Genomic DNA, 15,119 nt, shown 5'->3' with positions numbered 1-15,119 from the left:
CCGCGGGGCCCGGCGTCAGACGTGCTGTGCGAAGGCCTCGGCGGGCACGACGTGCGCACCGGCGAGCCAGTCGGGGACGTCGGCGGCGCTCGCCGGGGGCGGGCCGGGGATCCAGGTGGCGACGCCGGCCGGCGGGCCGACCGGCCAGCACGCGGTCATCGCCGCGAGCACCTCGGCCGGCGCGAGTCCCGCGTCGAGCAGCCCCCGCACCTCGCGCGGGTTCACCCCCGACGGCAGGTCGCCGTTGCCGAGGTCGGTGCCCGACAGCACCGTGCCGCCCGCCGCGTGGAAGCGCGCGAGGTTGTCGAGCGCGACCGCGTGGTCGGCGCCGCGCCCGCCCCGGTCGTGGATGTCGAGCGTCGAGATCCAGCGCTGCCCGGCGGCGACGGCCCGCGCGATGAGCGCGTCGTCGAGCCGCTCGGTCCACGGCGTGTGCGCGACGGCGTCGACGCCCGCGTCGATCGCCCGCTCGGCCATGCCGGCGCCCTGCACGTGCGCGACCACGGGCAGGCCCGCCGTACGCGCGGCCGCCACGACTTCGGCGAGCCCGTCGGCGTCGAAGACGGGGCCGTCGTCGACGTGCAGCGTGACCTTGACGACGGATGCCCCGAACGCGTGCTGCTCCTCGACCGCGGCCTCGGCGGGGGTGCGGCCCGCCTGGTGGTGCTCGAGGCGGCCGGTCGGCACGGCGCGCACCGAGGCATCCGGTGCCCAGTCGCGATCGGTCGGGTAGCCGCCGGGGGCGGTGAGGAACGCGCCCGCGTAGGCGATCTGCGGCGAGTGGTGTGCGTCGGCCAGGCGCGAGAGCACGGCCGGGTCGCCGCCCAGGTCGAGCACCGCCGCGACGCCGCCGGAGACGATCGCCCGTGCCTCCACGAGCCCGAGGTGCACGTGGTGGTCGCAGAGCGGGGGAAGCGCGACGCCGTCCTCGCCCGTGACGCCGTGGCGCACGTGGCGGGCGAGCGGGCCGAGCAGCGGATCGACGTCGGTCACGGTGCCTCCTCGGTGCGGGTGACGGCGCCCTCGGCGGTGCGGGCGCCGGTGCGGGCGGCCGGGCGGATGCCCCCGGGCGCGCGTGTCCCGGCTGGTCGGCGTGTCGCGCAGCCGGGCATCCGTCACGCCCCGATCTCGGTGCGCACGGCGTACAGCTCGGGGAAGAACGTGAGTTGGAGCGCCTTCTGCAGGAACGGGGCGCCGCTCGAGCCGCCGGTGCCGGTCTTCATGCCGATGATGCGCTCGACCGTCTTCAGGTGGCGGAAGCGCCAGAACTGGAAGTTGTCCTCGAGGTCGACGAGTTCCTCGCAGGTCTCGTACGCCGACCAGTGGTGCTCGGTGTCGGCGTAGATCGCGGTGAACATCGACACCAGCTCGGGCTGGAACGTCCACGCCCGCGTCACGTCGCGGTCGAGCACGGCCTCCGGCACCGGGTAGCCGGCGCGGGCCAGGAGGCGGAGGAACTCGTCGTACAGGCTGGGGCTCTCGAGGGCCTCGCGCAGCAGCGCGGTGGCGGCCGGGTCGTTCTCGAAGACCGTGAGCATCTTCGCGTTCTTGTTGCCGAGCACGAACTCGACCGCCCGGTACTGGTACGACTGGAAGCCGCTCGCGTTGCCGAGGAAGTCGCGGAACTGGCTGTACTCGGTCGGCGTGAGCGTCGCGAGCACCGACCACTGCTCGGTGAGCGTGCGCTGGATGTGCTTGACCCGTGCGATGCACTTCAGCGCCGGGGCGAGCTCGTCGTGGCGGAGCAGGTCTCGCGCGGTGCGCAGCTCGTGCAGCATGAGCTTCAGCCAGAGCTCGGTGGTCTGGTGCTGGATGATGAACAGCAGCTCGTCGTGGTGTTCGGGCCGGCTGACCGGATGCTGCGCCGAGAGCACCTGCTCGAGCTCGAGGTAGCCGCCGTAGCTCATGCGCTCGCTGAAGTCGGTCACGACCGTGTCCTCGATCGTGCGCGTGTTCTGCTCGACGCCGGTGCGTTCCCCGTCGCGTTCCTCGTCAGCGCTCACGCGGCCAGCCTAGCGACGCGTGCGGTCCCGCGGAGGGAGCCGGGTGGCGGGCAGGTGGCCCGGCCCGCCGCCCGGGTCGTGTCAGTCCTCGAATACCCAGTTCTTCGAGGAGGCCCCGCCGGTGCCGTTCTCGCCGCAGCTGAGCAGCGGACGCTGGAACGCGACCTCGATCGGCTGGCCGACCTCCTTGCCGCGCGGGTTGACCTTCTGGAACGTGACGGTGGTGGCGCCGTGCGGGCGCGCCGTCGGTCGAGCTCGACCCAGGCGCCCTGCGTGAACGCGCCCGGGTCGGCCTCGAGGGTGCGGACCATCTCGAACGCGGCGTCGTCCTCGTTCCAGCCGAGGCCCCACGTGTTGATGTTCCAGGCGCCCGCGAAGATGCCGCCGTGGTCGACGTCGATCTTCCATGAGTAGCCCTCGTCGGCGTAGTTGACGACGATGACCTGCATCCACGGGGCGTCGTGGAAGTTGTGGCAGCCGGCGCGCAGCGAGACGTTGAAGTCGATGTCGTCGTCGATGGTGATGCGCTGGCTCTGCCCGAGCGTGCCGCTGGCGTTCGCGTCGGGGTGCAGGGGCGGGGCGGCCTGCGCGGGGGTGGTCGCGCCCAGGGTCAGCGCGGCGACGGCCGCGAACCCGAGCGCGGCCTTGGTGAGCGTGTGCATGGTTCTCCTTCGACTCGGTGCGGGCGATCGCCGTGCGAGCCGTGACGGTGCGAGGGCAATCCCGAGCAGTCTGTGGGATTCTGCGTCCGCTTGCCAGCACCAGTTCGGGTCCCACCCGTTCGGGCCCCACCCGCTTGGGCCGCACTCGTTCGGGGGTCATCCGTGTTGCACTGCGGGCGAGCGGATGCCTCGAGCCGGCCCCACCCGGAGGTGGCCGTCCCGCGTCGCTGTCGACGGGTCGGCATATGCTCGGCGCATGGGGGAGCAGTTCGGGTTCCGCGCCGAGGTCTGGCAGTGGCAGGCGCGCGTCGAGGAGGGCTGGTACTTCGTGACCCTGCCGGCCGATCGGTCAGAGGAGATCGCCGACCGCCCGCGTCCGCCGCGCGGGTTCGGGTCGGTCAAGGTGCGGGTGCGCGTGGGCGGGTCCGACTGGACGACGTCGATCTTCCCCGACGCGAAGGAGGGTGCTTACGTGCTGCCGCTCAAGAAGGCGGTGCGCAAGGCCGAGGGCATCGAGCTCGGCGACGAGGTCGAGGTCGTGCTCGAGACGCTGGAGTAGCGCGACGCTGCGGTCAGCGGGCGGCACGCACCTGCACGACGTTGTCCCACGGGTCGTCGAACTCGAGGCTGCGGCCGTCGTCGCGGGCCGCGAGGCCGAAGTGCGACATCCGCTCCCCCAGCTCACCGAGGTCGTCGGCGCCGGGCACCACGATCTCGACGCGCCCGAGCCCGAGCGCGAGCTGGCGGCGCCCGGCCCCCGCCGACTGCCAGGTGTTCATCGCCATGTGGTGGTGGTACCCGCCGGCCGACACGAACAGCGCCTGCGGCCCGTACGTCGCCGTGGTCTCGAAGCCGAGCTGGTCGACGTAGAACGCCCGCGCGCTCGCGATGTCGCCGACGGACAGGTGCACGTGCCCGACCACGGCGTCGCCGAGGCGCGGCTGCGAGGCATCCGTCGTCATGCCCTGCTCGGTCAGGTGCTCCTGCAGGAAGCGGTTCGGGTCGAGGAAGATCGTGGCCATCTCGACGCTGCCGTGCGTCCACGACCACTCGGTGCGGTCGCGGTCCCAGTACAGCTCGACGCCGTTGCCCTCGGGGTCGTCGAAGTAGAAGGCCTGGCTCACCAGGTGGTCGCTGCTGCCGGTGAACGTGCCGGGGTAGCGGGTCGCGACCGAGTAGACGGCCGCGGCCAGCGCCGCCTGGTCGTCGAAGAGCACGGCGGTGTGGAAGAGGCCGGCGCTGCGCGGGCTCGCGTGCTTCAGCTCGGGGGCGTGCTGGAGGATCACGACCGGCGTCGCACCGCGGCCGAGCACCGCGACCGGCCCGTCGTGGCTCAGCAGGTCGAGCGTGACGCCGTCGCGGTAGTAGCGGATCATCGCGTCGAGGTCGGCCACGCGCAGGGTGACGGCGCCCATGCCGGTGTCGGGGGCGAGCAGGCCGGATGCTCCGGAATTAGTTGAAGTCACAAGTAAATTGAACCACACGAGTGGCGGGCGTATTCCCCGCGCGCGGCGAACCGCTCAGGCCGGCGTGCCGGTGAGGCGCTCGATCAGCGCGCGGTAGCGCTGCGCCGTGCGCTCGACGATCTCGGTCGGCAGCGTCGGCGGGTGCGAGACGGCGTCCTGGTCCCAGTTCGCGGCCAGCCAGTCGCGCACGATCTGCTTGTCGAAGCTCGCCATGCGCAGCTCCGGCGTGGAACCGGTCGCGTACGCCTCGGCATCCCAGTAGCGGCTGGAGTCGCTGGTCAGCACCTCGTCGGCGAGGGTCACGATGCCGGTCTCGCGGTCGGCGCCGAACTCGAACTTCGTGTCGGCGAGGATGACGCCGCGCGCCTCGGCGATCTCCGACGCCCGGGCGAACACGTCGAGCGAGATCGCCCGCAGCTGCTCCGCGGCCACCTCGCCGACGAGCTCGACGGTGCGCTCGTACGTGATGTTCTCGTCGTGCTGGCCCATCGGGGCCTTCCACGCCGGCGTGTAGATCGGCACCGGCAGCCGGTCGCCGTTCTCGAGGCCCTCGGGCAGCGGGATGCCGCACACGGTGCCCTCGGCCCGGTACTCCTTCCAGCCCGATCCCGTCAGGTAGCCGCGCACCACGCACTCCACCGGGAACATGTCCAGCGGCCGCACCAGCATCGACCGGGCGGCGACGGCCGGGGGCACCGGCGGCACCTCGAACCGGTCGTCCTCGGCGTAGGCGAGGTGGTTCGGCACGTCGGCGAGCTGGGCGAACCACCAGTTCGACAGCGTCGTGAGCAGCGCGCCCTTCTCGGGGATGCCGGGCTCCAGCACGTGGTCGAACGCGCTCACCCGGTCGCTCGCGACGACCAGCGCGACGGGGGCCGTCGCCATGGGGTCGCCCGTCCAGGTGTCGTCGTCGGTCATCGACACGGTCGGCACGTAGAGGTCGCGCACCTTGCCCGAGTAGACGTGGGTCCAGCCGGCGGAGGCGAGGTCGTTGCTCACGTCTCCAGTGTAGGTCGGCGGATGCCCCGAGCCGAGGCCCGCGCGGCGGGCGCCGCACCTCGGGTGGACGCGGATGCGGAGTCGCCCGGCGACGCGCCGGGTGGGGCGGCCGCCGCCCGGCGTGGCGCGTTCGAAGTCCGCATCCGCGAACGCGAGGCGTCGCGGGCGGCGCGGGTCGGCGGGCGGCGCGGGCCGGCGGCGGGGGTCGGCGGGCGGCGGGGGTCGGCGGGCGGCGGGGGTCGGCGGGCGGCGCGGGTCGGCGGGCGGCGCGGGTCAGCCGACGACGCGGGCCGCGATGTCGGTGCGGAACTGGCCGCCCTCGAGGCGGATGCGCCCCATCGCGTCGTAGGCGCGGGCGCGCGCCGTGGCGAAGTCGTCGCCGGTCGCGACCACGTTCAGCACGCGGCCGCCGGTCGCGACGAGCGGCGCAGCGGCGTCGGAGCGGTCGGCATCGGCGGCCACCGCCGTCGCGGCGTGCAGCAGGTGCACCCCGGGCACGGCCGCCGCATCGGCGAGGCCCTCCAGCGGGCGACCGGTGACGGGCTGCTCGGGGTACCCCTCGCTCGCGAGCACGACGGTGACCGCCGCATCCGGCCGGAACTCCGGGCGCTCGAGCGAGCCGAGCCCACCGGTCGCGGCCGCCATGAGCAGGCCCGAGAGCGGGGTCGCGAGGCGCGGCAGCACCACCTGGGTCTCGGGGTCGCCGAAGCGCGCGTTGAACTCGATCACGCGGATGCCGCGCTCGGTGAGGATGAGGCCGCAGTAGAGGAGGCCGATGAACGGGGTGCCGTCGGCGTCGAGCTGCCGCACGGTGGGCAGCGCGATGGTCTCGATCACCTCGTCGACGAACGCGTCCTCGCTGCCGAACCGCTCGTCGAGCCACGGCAGCGGCGAGTAGGCGCCCATGCCGCCGGTGTTCGGGCCGGCGTCGCCGTCGCCGAGGCGCTTGTAGTCCTGCGCGGGCGAGAGGGGCAGCACGTTCGTGCCGTCGGCGAGGAGGAAGAGGGAGACCTCCTGGCCGTCGAGGAACTCCTCGACGAGCACCCCGCCGTGCTGCAGCCAGTAGGTCGCGTGGGCGAGCGCCGCGTCGCGGTCGTGCGTGACGAGCACGCCCTTGCCCGCGGCGAGGCCGTCGGCCTTCACCACGTAGGGCGCGCCGAACTCGTCGAGCACGCGCTCCGCGTCATCGGTGCTCTGCAGTCGCTCCGCTCGGCCCGTGGGCACGCCCGCGGCGTCCATGACCCGCTTCGCGAACGCCTTCGAGCCCTCGAGCTCGGCGGCGGCGCGGCCGGGGCCGAAGACCGGGATGCCGCGGGTGCGGACCGCGTCGGCGACGCCCGCGACGAGCGGCGCCTCGGGGCCGACGACCACGAGGTCGATGTCGTTGTCGAACGCGAAGTCGGCCACGATGACCGGGTCGTTCGCGTCGAGCGCGATGGTCGTGACGGTGCCCGCCTCGGGGTCGCCGCCGGATGCCGCGATGCCGGCGTTGCCGGGCGCCGCGATGATCTCGTGACCGGCCCGCTCGGCGAGCAGTGCGGTGATGATGGCGTGCTCCCGCGCGCCCGAGCCGAGGACCAGGATTCTCACCGTCACAGGCTACCCGACCGCCCCGGCGCGTGAACGGCCGCGAAACCCGGCGCCGATGGGCGGCATTCGCGCGCCCCGGTGCGAGGATGGGCGCATGGCACGCGCGCGCATCAACGACGAGGACGGCTGGGCGGCGCTCCGCGCGGCGATCGGCGCCGAGAACGCGGCCGACCACGCGGGGAACCCCGACGCGGCGGTGGTCAACCCCGACGCGGGCGCCGCCTCCGTGGCATCCGTCGACCGCCCCACCCTGTCGCTCGCCGTGCACTTCAGCCTGCAGCTGCTCGCCGAGAAGGCACCCGGCAACACCCTCGAGGTGCGCGTGCCGCCGTTCGCGGTGATCCAGTGCGTCGAGGGGCCCAGGCACACGCGCGGCACCCCGCCGAACGTGATCGAGACGGACGCCGCGACCTGGCTCGGCCTCGCGAGCGGCAGCCTGTCGTGGGAGGCCGCGCTCGCGTCGGGCGCCGTGCAGGCGTCGGGCACCCGCGCCGACCTCACCGGCCTGCTGCCGCTCGTCTGAGCGGCGCGAGCCGGCTCACAGCCTCGGCTGCGACAATGGAGGGGTGAACGAGATCCCCGTGCCCGACGAGCACGCCGACGTCAGCCGCGACCCGGTGACGGTGCGCCGCGCCCCGCGCTACCCGCGGTTCCTCGCCCTCGGCGGCGCCGTCGGTGCGCTGATCGCCCTGATCCTCACGTTCGCCTTCCCGGCGGTCGCGGAGTACGACCGGGGCCAGGTCTTCGGGTTCCTGCTGCTCATCCTCGGGTCGCTGGGCGTCGCGCTGGGCGCGCTGCTCGCGCTCGTGCTCGACCGGGTCATGGCGGGGCACGCGGCGACCGTCGTCGCCGAGCACGAGCAGGTGCACCAGATGACCGACAGCATCGAGCGCGCCGTGCTCGAGGCCGAGCTCGCCGAGGCGGAGCAGGACGACGTCGACGGCGCGACCCGCTGAGCACAGCCGCCCGCCGGCTGATCCGCCGGACTCGGGCGACGCGCTCGCCCGGAGGCATCCGGCCCGCTAGGAGAGCTGGGTGCGCTCCACCCAGTCGAGGTACTCCTCGGTGACCGTGCCGGTCACGTACTCGCCCGTGAAGCACGACAGGTCGAGCTGCCCGATGTCGGTGCCCTCGGTGATCGCGGCCTGGAGGTCGGCGACCTCCTGGTAGATCATGTGGTCGGCGCCCAGCTCGGCGGCGATCTCGGGGATCTTCCTGCCGTGCGCGATCAGCTCGGCGCGCGTCGGCATGTTGATGCCGTACACGTGCGGGTACCGCACGGGCGGGGCCGCCGACGTGAAGGTGACCTTGTTGGCGCCGGCGGCACGCGCCATCTCGACGATCTCCTTCGAGGTCGTGCCGCGCACGATCGAGTCGTCGACGATGAGGATGTTCTTGCCCTTGAACTCCGAGCCCATGGCGTTGAGCTTCTGGCGCACGCTCTTCTTGCGCTGCGCCTGCCCGGGCATGATGAACGTGCGGCCCACGTAGCGGTTCTTGTAGAAGCCCTCGCGGTACTCGACGCCGAGCTTCTGGGCGACCTGCATGGCGGCCGGGCGCGACGAGTCGGGGATGGGCATGACCACGTCGATGTCGCCCATCGGCGTGTAGCGCGCGATGGTGTCGGCGAGGCGGTTGCCCATGCGCAGGCGCGCCTCGTAGACCGAGATGCCGTTCATGATCGAGTCGGGCCGGGCGAGGTAGACGTACTCGAACGAGCACGGCACGAGCCGCGGGTCGTCGGCGCACTGGCGGGAGTACATCTCGCCCTGCATCGTGATGAACACGGCCTCACCGGGGGCGATCTCGCGCACGATCTCGTAGTCGCCGTTCTCCAGCACCAGGGACTCGGATGCCACGATCCACTCGTCGCCCACGAGGCCGGCGGTGCGGCGGCCGAGCACGAGGGGCCGGATGCCGTACGGGTCGCGGAACGCCAGGAGGCCGTGGCCGGCGATCATCGCGATCGCGGCGTAGGAGCCCTCGACGCGCTGGTGCACGTTGCGGACGGCGTTGAAGACCTGGTCGGGGTCGAGGTCGAGCGAGCCGCGCACCTCGCCCTGCAGCTCGGTGGCGAGCACGTTCAGGAGCATCTCGGTGTCGCTGGCCGAGTTCATGTGCCGCCGGTCCTTGTGGAACAGGTCGTCGGCGAGCTCGCGCGTGTTCGTCAGGTTGCCGTTGTGGATCAGGATGATGCCGTACGGCGCGTTCACGTAGAACGGCTGCGCCTCGCGCTCGTTGGCGGCGTCGCCCTTGGTCGCGTAGCGCACGTGCCCGAGGCCCATCGTGCCGAGCAGCGCGCGCATGTCACGCGTGCGGAACGCCTCGCGCACCTGCCCGCGGCCCTTGTGGATGTGGAACTGGCTGCCGTCGGCGGTGGCGATGCCGGTGGAGTCCTGCCCGCGGTGCTGCAGGAGGAGGAGGCTGTCGTAGATCTGCTGGTTGACCGGCTCGGCTGAGACGATTCCGACGATGCCGCACATGCGTGGCGTGTCTCCAGGGGTGTGGGAGGTGCGAGTGCCCGGATCGGACAGGGCAATCCTCGCACACCGTCGGTGGGTGAAGTCTGGGTGGCCGACGGACGGCCGACGGGTGGCCGGCGGGTGCGCGGCGGCCCGCACCGCGGCTACCGCGCGTAGCGCTCCACGAAGGTCCGCAGCATGCGGCTCGGCTCCGACACGGGCGCCCGTCGCACCGACGCGAGGGTGAGCTCGATCTCGTGGTCCTCGAAGTAGCCGTAGCCCGCGTAGGAGCGGATGCGCACCTCGATGCCGGGGAGGTCGAGCTCGGGGTGGAACTGGGTGGCGTAGACGTTCGCGCCGACCCGGAAGGCCTGCACGGGGCAGGCGGGCGAGGAGGCGAGCAGCGTCGCCGAGGCGGGCAGCACGCGCGCGGCCTCCTTGTGCCCCACGAAGGCGTTGAACGTCTCGGGCATGCCGTCGAAGATCGGGTCGGATGCCCCGGGGCCGGTGAGGCTCACGGGCACGACGCCGATCTTCTCGGCGTGGACCCGGTCGATCACGGCGCCCTGGTGCGCCCCGAGGGTGCCGACCCCGTAGCAGGCGCCGAGGAAGGGGAAGTCGCGTGCGACGACCTCGTCGAGCAGCGTCGCGAACTCGGCCTCGACGCGATGCTGCACGGCCGACTTGCGCTCGGGCGGGTCGGAGGCGTTGAACGGGCCGCCGCCGACGATGATGCCGGAAATCGCGTCGAGGTCGATCGGCGGCATGGGCTCCGCCTCGAGGCGCACGCGCACGAGGTCGCGCTCCTCGAGTCCGGTGCCGCGCAGGAAGAGGGCGTACTCCTCGTCGGCGGGCACGTCCTCGGCGCGCGTCGCGAGGAGGACGAACGGCTTCACGGGGCCACGATAGCCCGGACGCGCGGCCCCGGCGTCAGTATTGCGACGGACCCGACAGCACGGCGATCGTGCACCGCGACACGCAGACGAGCCGGTCCTGCTCGTCGGTGATGCGGATGTCCCAGACCTGGGTCGTGCGGCCGCGCGTGATCGGCCGCGCCTCGCCGTGCACCCAGCCGCCCGCGACGGGGCGCGTGTGGTTCGCGTTGATCTCCATGCCGACGCAGTAGTGGCGCTCCGGGTCGACCGTGAACGACGAGCCCCAGCTCGCGAGGGTCTCGGCGAGCAGCACGGATGCGCCGCCGTGCAGCACCCCGCCGGGTTGGCGGGTGCGTCCGTCCACGGGCATCCGCCCCAGGATCGAGTCGTCGGTGAACCCGGTGATCTCGATGCCGAGCGCGCGGATCGCGGTGTCGTCGCAGCGGGAGTCGACCCATTCGGCCGAGGGGTGTTCGCCGGCGAACCAGATGCTCATGCGGTCGAGTCTGCCACGGCGGGCAGGGGCGGGCGGATGCCCCGGGGCGCCGCCTCAGGCGAGCTCGGCGATGATCGGGTGCAGCGCCTCGTCGAAGGCCGCCGCATCGGAGCGCAACGTGTCGGTGACCGCGACCGTGAGCGAGCCGATCCACCAGATGCCGCGCTCCGCGAGCGGCAGGACCTCGACGTTCAGCTCGAACGAGTGGGCCCGCCGGCCCACCTCGCGCTCGTGCTCGGCGATGGTGCCGGCGTAGGCGCGGTAGGCGTCGCCGCGATGGGTCGACGACGCCGACCGGTAGGCCTCGTGCGACCATTCGGCCCACGACAGGGCCGCGTCGGCGTGCGGCACGATCGCGGCGGCGAGGGCCTCGGCGCCCGACGTGGGCAGCGCGACCTCGGTGCCGTACGCCTCGACCAGTTCGAGCGGCACGGCCGACGGGTGCGCCTCGGGCTCGACCGTCATCATCCACCACGCGCGCCACTCGCGCTCGAGCTCGTCCTGCGCGTCGACGGCGCGGTCGGCGGGCGTGACGGTGCCGAGGTCGCGCAGGCGCGGCAACTCGGTCGGCGAGGCGATGCCGAGCACCTCGCGCAGGTAGAGGGCGAGCAGGACCGAGCGAGACGCGTTCTCGCGAATCACCCATGACGGCGTGCCCCCGCTCGGCATGTGACAAGTGTAGGGCGGCGGATGCCCCGCAGGCGCGTGAATCCGCAGGTGGGGACGGAAGTCCCGGTGCCGGCCGGGCGCCTCACCAGGTGGCGAGCACGCCCTCGACCTCCTCCACGTCGTCGTCGGGGAGCGCGTAGGCCACCGCCTCGGGCACGGTCAGCTCGCGCCCGCGCCGCTCCCCCGCCGCGACGGCCTCGGGCTCCGCCGCGCGGATCGCGTCGAGCGAGACCGTGTGCACCGTGAACGCCTCGACGTCGAACACGCCGATGCGGGAGCGGATGGCGGCCGCCGCGGCCGCGAGCGTGCCGGCGCGCACGGCCTCGCCGCGCAGCGCCGCGACCCCGCAGAGGCCCTCGAGACCGTACGCGACGCCCTCGTCGAAGTGGAGGCGCACCGAGACGTGCAGGGTGCGGAGGAAGGCGTCCTCCGCGGCATCCGCATCGCCCGTCGCGAGGAGCAGGCGCCCGCGGTGATTGCCGCTCACCGACAGCGTGAACAGGTCGGCGCCGGCCTCCGCGAGCGCGGTCGCCCGCTCGAAGTGGGCCACGGCGGCGTCGGTGTCGCGACGCAGCCAGGCGAGCCGGCCGAGCGACACCTCGGTGATGGCCTCGGCCCAGCCGTTGCCGAGCTCGTGCATGCGCGCGGCGGCGTCGCGCAGCTCGCCTTCCGCGACCGCGACGTCGGGGCGGGGCAGCTGCAGTCGCGCGGTCGCGCGCGCGGCGAGCGACATCGCGGCCGCGTCGTCGTCCCCCGACTCGCGGAAGAGCTCCACGCACTCGCCGAGCCCCTCGACGACCTGCTCGGACGGCTGCTGCCACATCTCGCACCACAGCACGAAGAAGCGCGCGGCCGCGCGCGTGTGCGCGGAGATCGGCGCGTCCTTGCCGAGCAGCTCGAGCATCCACACCTGCACCTCGTTGAAGAAGCCGGCGATCCACCAGTAGATGAGCAGGCTCCAGGCGAAGTCGCCGGCGTCGTCGAGCCGGTCGGTGTAGATGAGGTGGCGCACCGCGGCGCGCAGGTTCGACAGCTCGAGCCCGAGCAGGGCGACGGCGTCGGCCTGCCCGTCGCCGCGCAGGCCCGGCGCGATGCGGGCGACGAGCGCGCGGTAGTAGTCGGCGTGCGCGGCGCGCATGGCACGGGTGTCGCCCTGCTCGCGCAGCCGGTCGAGCGCGTACTCGCGCACGATCGCCAGCAGCGAGTAGGCCGACCGCCCGCCGATTTCCACCTCCTTCACGAGCGTGCCGTCGACGAGCGCCGCCATCGCGTCGAGGGCGCGGCCGTCCCACTCCCGGCCCGCACCGATCGCCTCGACGGCGTCGAGCGTGAACCGGGTGGCGAACACCCCGAGGTCGTAGAGGAGCGCGCGCTGCTCCGGCGGCAGCAGGCTGACGCTCCAGTCGATGGCCGAGCGCATGGTGCGGTGGCGTTCGGGCAGGTCGCGCATCGGTGCCGACAGCAGCGGCAGCGCCTGCCCCAGCCGTTCGGCGATGCCGTGCGGGCCGATCATCCGGATCTTGGCGGCGGCCAGCTCGATGGCGAGCGGCAGGCCCTCGAGGCGCCGGCAGATCTCGGCGACGTCGTCGGCGTTCTCCGCGGTGAGCTCGAAGTCCTGCCTCGCGGCGCGGGCGCGGTCGATGAACAACGCGACGGCGGGGGAGCGGGTGGCGCGGTCGAGCGACGCCGGCACTCCCTCGGGCGGCGCCCGGAGCGCCGGTACGTCGAACACGCGCTCGCCGCGGACGCGGAGCACCACGCGGCTGGTCACGAGGAACGCGACCGACGGGGCCGCGGCGGTGAGGCGCACGAGCAGCGGCGCGGCGTCGACGATCTGCTCGAAGTTGTCCAGCACGACGAGCACGCGGCGGCCCTCGAGCGCGCGCACCAGCCGCTCGTCGAGCGCGGCCTCGCCGTTGTCGCGGATGCCGAGCGCGTACGAGATCGTCGGCACGAGCAGCCCCGGTTCCAGCACGCCCTCGAGGGGCACGAAGTACACCCCGTCGCGGAAGAGGTCGTCGCAGGCGTGCGCCACCTCGATCGAGAGCCGGCTCTTGCCGACGCCGCCCGGGCCGATGAGGCTGACGATGCGCCCCTCCTCCGCGGCCAGCATCGCGCGGAGCGCCGCGACCTCGTGCTCGCGCCCGATCGTCGGCGTGTAGGGGGTCGGGAGTCCCGGCACGGGCGGGATCACGACGTCGATCGCGTCGTCGGGCGACGGTCGGGACTGCAGGAAGCGTTCGGCGAGGAGCGTCGCCAGGTCGTGGGCGACCTGCTCCTCGAGCTGCTCCGCGCCCTCGTACGAGACGTACGCGGCGCTGTCGTCCTGCTTGATGCGCGCGATGAGCGCCTGCAGCCGCTCCTCGCGGTTCGCCCCCGCGCGCACGTAGATGAGCTTGGGCATGCCGGCCGGCGCCTGCCGGTACTCGTCCTCCAGGCCCGAGACCTCCTCGCCCGGTGCGACCCAGCCGTAGCTCTCGGCGTAGATGCCGACGAAGATGTCGCTCTGGGCGAGGTACGAGCGGTAGAGCTCGCGGGGCGGATGCGGCCGAGCGCCGAGCTCGAACATGACGGGCGCGAGCTGGAGGCGCTCGATGGCGCGCCGGGCCGCACGTCGCTCGGGCTGCAGTTCGCGCAGCGTCGAGCTCACGAAGACGCGGATCCGCTGATCCGGCGTGCGGATCACCGGCGAGGTGGCCATGTGCTCATCATGGACCTCCCGGAGCGCGCGGGCATGACCCTCGAACGGGGGAGGCCGGCCGCCGGTACCCTTGAGGCGTGACCTCCAACGCCTCCTACGCCGCCGCGGGCGTCGACACCGCCGCGGGCGACCTCGCCGTCGAGCTCATGAAGGAGTCGGTGGCGCGCACGCACGGCCCCAACGTGATCGGCGGCGTCGGCGGCTTCGCCGGCATGTTCGACCTCTCCTTCGCCAAGGACTACGAGCGTCCGCTGCTCGCGACCTCGACCGACGGCGTGGGCACCAAGATCGCGATCGCCCAGGCGCTCGACCGGCACGACACGATCGGCCAGGACCTCGTGGCGATGGTCGTCGACGACATCGTCGTGGTGGGCGCGACCCCCCTGTTCATGACCGACTACATCGCGTGCGGCCGGGTCGTGCCCGAGCGCATCGCCGCGATCGTCACCGGCATCGCGAACGCGTGCGCCGAGACCGGCACCGCGCTGGTGGGCGGCGAGACCGCCGAGCACCCCGGACTCATGGCGCCCGACGACTACGACGTGGCCGGTGCCGCGGTCGGCGTGGTCGAGGCCGACCGCATGCTCGGCGCCGAGCGCGTCGTCGACGGCGACGCCGTGATCGCGATCGCCTCGAGCGGCGTGCACTCCAACGGGTTCTCGCTCGTGCGGCACATCCTCGACCGCCGCGGCATCGCGTACACCGACCACGCCGCGGAGCTCGGCACCAGCTGGGGCGAGGCACTGCTCGAGCCCACCCGCCTCTACACCGGCCCGCTCGTCTCGCTGCTCGCCGACGAGCGCGTCGGCGGCGCGGTGCACTCCCTCTCGCACGTCACGGGCGGCGGCATCGCCGCGAACCTCGCCCGCGTGCTGCCACGCGGCTCGTGGGTCGAGCTCGATCGCTCGACCTGGTCGCCGCAGCCGGTGTTCCGCGTGCTGAGCGACCTCGCCGGCGATCCGCTGGAGGCGGCGGAGGGCACCTGGAACCTCGGCGTCGGCTTCTTCGCGGTGGTCGCCGCGGATGCCGCAGACGACGTGGTCGCCGAGCTCGACCGCCTCGGCCTGCCGGCCTGGCGTGCCGGCACCGTGTCGACGGCCGCGCGCGACCTCGACGGGTTCGAGCAGGGCGCCAAGGGCGTCGACGGCGGTGCCGTGCGTCTCGTGGGCGGCTACGCCGCCTGAGTCGATGGGGTG

15 protein-coding genes are annotated in these 15,119 nt (G+C 73.3%); 4 read left to right on the top strand and 11 right to left on the bottom strand.

Annotation, left to right across the window (positions count from 1 at the left end; genetic code table 11):
* Positions 1-15 precede the first annotated feature (15 nt).
* The 3 genes from ABZK10_RS03670 to ABZK10_RS03660 form a co-directional block, all read right to left on the bottom strand.
* The gene (locus tag ABZK10_RS03670; protein ID WP_353807833.1) at positions 16-993 is read right to left on the bottom strand and encodes an amidohydrolase family protein; all 978 of its coding nucleotides are present in this window, start codon (positions 991-993) and stop codon (positions 16-18) included.
* A 122-nt stretch (positions 994-1,115) separates the two neighbouring features.
* The gene (gene kynA, locus ABZK10_RS03665; protein ID WP_353807832.1) at positions 1,116-2,003 is read right to left on the bottom strand and encodes a tryptophan 2,3-dioxygenase; all 888 of its coding nucleotides are present in this window, start codon (positions 2,001-2,003) and stop codon (positions 1,116-1,118) included.
* Positions 2,000-2,665, bottom strand: a complete 666-nt coding sequence (locus ABZK10_RS03660; RefSeq protein ID WP_353807831.1) for a hypothetical protein — start codon at positions 2,663-2,665, stop codon at positions 2,000-2,002. The genes kynA and ABZK10_RS03660 overlap by 4 nt, the downstream gene beginning before the upstream one ends.
* A 256-nt stretch (positions 2,666-2,921) precedes the next feature.
* On the opposite strand from ABZK10_RS03660, the gene ABZK10_RS03655 reads away from it, so the two are divergent.
* Entirely contained in the window at positions 2,922-3,224 is a 303-nt protein-coding gene (locus ABZK10_RS03655; protein WP_353807830.1) for a DUF1905 domain-containing protein, read from the top strand.
* A gap of 13 nt (positions 3,225-3,237) precedes the next feature.
* Here ABZK10_RS03655 and ABZK10_RS03650 read toward each other — a convergent pair whose 3' ends face one another.
* The 3 genes from ABZK10_RS03650 to purD all read right to left on the bottom strand — a co-directional run bounded on the left by ABZK10_RS03650 (position 3,238) and on the right by purD (position 6,720).
* Positions 3,238-4,080, bottom strand: a complete 843-nt coding sequence (locus tag ABZK10_RS03650) for a VOC family protein (protein WP_353809594.1) — start codon at positions 4,078-4,080, stop codon at positions 3,238-3,240.
* A gap of 105 nt (positions 4,081-4,185) precedes the next feature.
* Positions 4,186-5,130, bottom strand: a complete 945-nt coding sequence (locus tag ABZK10_RS03645) for a phosphoribosylaminoimidazolesuccinocarboxamide synthase (RefSeq protein ID WP_353807829.1) — start codon at positions 5,128-5,130, stop codon at positions 4,186-4,188.
* A 273-nt stretch (positions 5,131-5,403) separates the two neighbouring features.
* Entirely contained in the window at positions 5,404-6,720 is a 1,317-nt protein-coding gene (gene purD / locus ABZK10_RS03640; protein ID WP_353807828.1) for a phosphoribosylamine--glycine ligase, read from the bottom strand.
* A 94-nt stretch (positions 6,721-6,814) separates the two neighbouring features.
* Between purD and ABZK10_RS03635 the strand changes: the two genes are divergently transcribed.
* Together ABZK10_RS03635 and ABZK10_RS03630 are read left to right on the top strand one after the other, a co-directional pair.
* Positions 6,815-7,243 carry a sterol carrier family protein gene (locus tag ABZK10_RS03635; protein WP_353807827.1) on the top strand — a complete coding sequence of 143 codons (429 nt, stop codon included), beginning with the start codon at positions 6,815-6,817 and terminating at the stop codon, positions 7,241-7,243.
* Between the two features lie 43 nt (positions 7,244-7,286).
* Positions 7,287-7,676: a potassium transporter Trk gene (locus ABZK10_RS03630; protein WP_353807826.1), complete on the top strand. Its 390-nt coding sequence runs from the start codon at positions 7,287-7,289 to the stop codon at positions 7,674-7,676.
* Positions 7,677-7,742: 66 nt separating this feature from the next.
* Here ABZK10_RS03630 and purF read toward each other — a convergent pair whose 3' ends face one another.
* From purF to ABZK10_RS03605, 5 genes are all read right to left on the bottom strand, one after another.
* Positions 7,743-9,203 (bottom strand): amidophosphoribosyltransferase, encoded by a 1,461-nt coding sequence (gene purF, locus ABZK10_RS03625; protein ID WP_353807825.1) that lies wholly within the window; start codon positions 9,201-9,203, stop codon positions 7,743-7,745.
* Between the two features lie 143 nt (positions 9,204-9,346).
* Positions 9,347-10,078 carry a glutamine amidotransferase gene (locus ABZK10_RS03620; RefSeq protein WP_353807824.1) on the bottom strand — a complete coding sequence of 244 codons (732 nt, stop codon included), beginning with the start codon at positions 10,076-10,078 and terminating at the stop codon, positions 9,347-9,349.
* Positions 10,079-10,112: 34 nt separating this feature from the next.
* Positions 10,113-10,553, bottom strand: a complete 441-nt coding sequence (locus ABZK10_RS03615; RefSeq protein ID WP_353807823.1) for a hotdog fold thioesterase — start codon at positions 10,551-10,553, stop codon at positions 10,113-10,115.
* Between the two features lie 54 nt (positions 10,554-10,607).
* Positions 10,608-11,222, bottom strand: coding sequence for a zinc-binding alcohol dehydrogenase (locus ABZK10_RS03610; RefSeq protein WP_353807822.1), 615 nt, complete (start codon positions 11,220-11,222; stop codon positions 10,608-10,610).
* A gap of 82 nt (positions 11,223-11,304) precedes the next feature.
* Positions 11,305-13,923 carry a DUF4062 domain-containing protein gene (locus ABZK10_RS03605; protein WP_353807821.1) on the bottom strand — a complete coding sequence of 873 codons (2,619 nt, stop codon included), beginning with the start codon at positions 13,921-13,923 and terminating at the stop codon, positions 11,305-11,307.
* A 77-nt stretch (positions 13,924-14,000) separates the two neighbouring features.
* Between ABZK10_RS03605 and purM the strand changes: the two genes are divergently transcribed.
* Positions 14,001-15,107: a phosphoribosylformylglycinamidine cyclo-ligase gene (gene purM / locus ABZK10_RS03600; protein ID WP_353807820.1), complete on the top strand. Its 1,107-nt coding sequence runs from the start codon at positions 14,001-14,003 to the stop codon at positions 15,105-15,107.
* Positions 15,108-15,119: the final 12 nt, after the last annotated feature.

This window comes from Agromyces sp. SYSU T00194 (genome assembly GCF_040496035.1).
GTDB classification, from domain to species: domain Bacteria; phylum Actinomycetota; class Actinomycetes; order Actinomycetales; family Microbacteriaceae; genus Agromyces; species Agromyces chitinivorans.
The sequence above is the reverse complement of the archived record's forward strand: the minus strand, read 5'-3'. Positions and strand labels throughout refer to the sequence as shown.

Bases quoted from the DNA above. Each gene is read 5' to 3' on its own strand.
- ABZK10_RS03660 (WP_353807831.1), bottom strand. From the start codon at position 2,665: ATGCACACGCTCACCAAGGCCGCGCTCGGGTTCGCGGCCGTCGCCGCG.
- ABZK10_RS03655 (WP_353807830.1), top strand. From the start codon at position 2,922: ATGGGGGAGCAGTTCGGGTTCCGCGCCGAGGTCTGGCAGTGGCAGGCG.
- ABZK10_RS03615 (WP_353807823.1), bottom strand. From the start codon at position 10,553: ATGAGCATCTGGTTCGCCGGCGAACACCCCTCGGCCGAATGGGTCGAC.
- ABZK10_RS03650 (WP_353809594.1), bottom strand. From the start codon at position 4,080: ATGGGCGCCGTCACCCTGCGCGTGGCCGACCTCGACGCGATGATCCGC.
- ABZK10_RS03610 (WP_353807822.1), bottom strand. From the start codon at position 11,222: ATGCCGAGCGGGGGCACGCCGTCATGGGTGATTCGCGAGAACGCGTCT.
- ABZK10_RS03635 (WP_353807827.1), top strand. From the start codon at position 6,815: ATGGCACGCGCGCGCATCAACGACGAGGACGGCTGGGCGGCGCTCCGC.
- ABZK10_RS03605 (WP_353807821.1), bottom strand. From the start codon at position 13,923: ATGGCCACCTCGCCGGTGATCCGCACGCCGGATCAGCGGATCCGCGTC.
- purF (WP_353807825.1), bottom strand. From the start codon at position 9,203: ATGTGCGGCATCGTCGGAATCGTCTCAGCCGAGCCGGTCAACCAGCAG.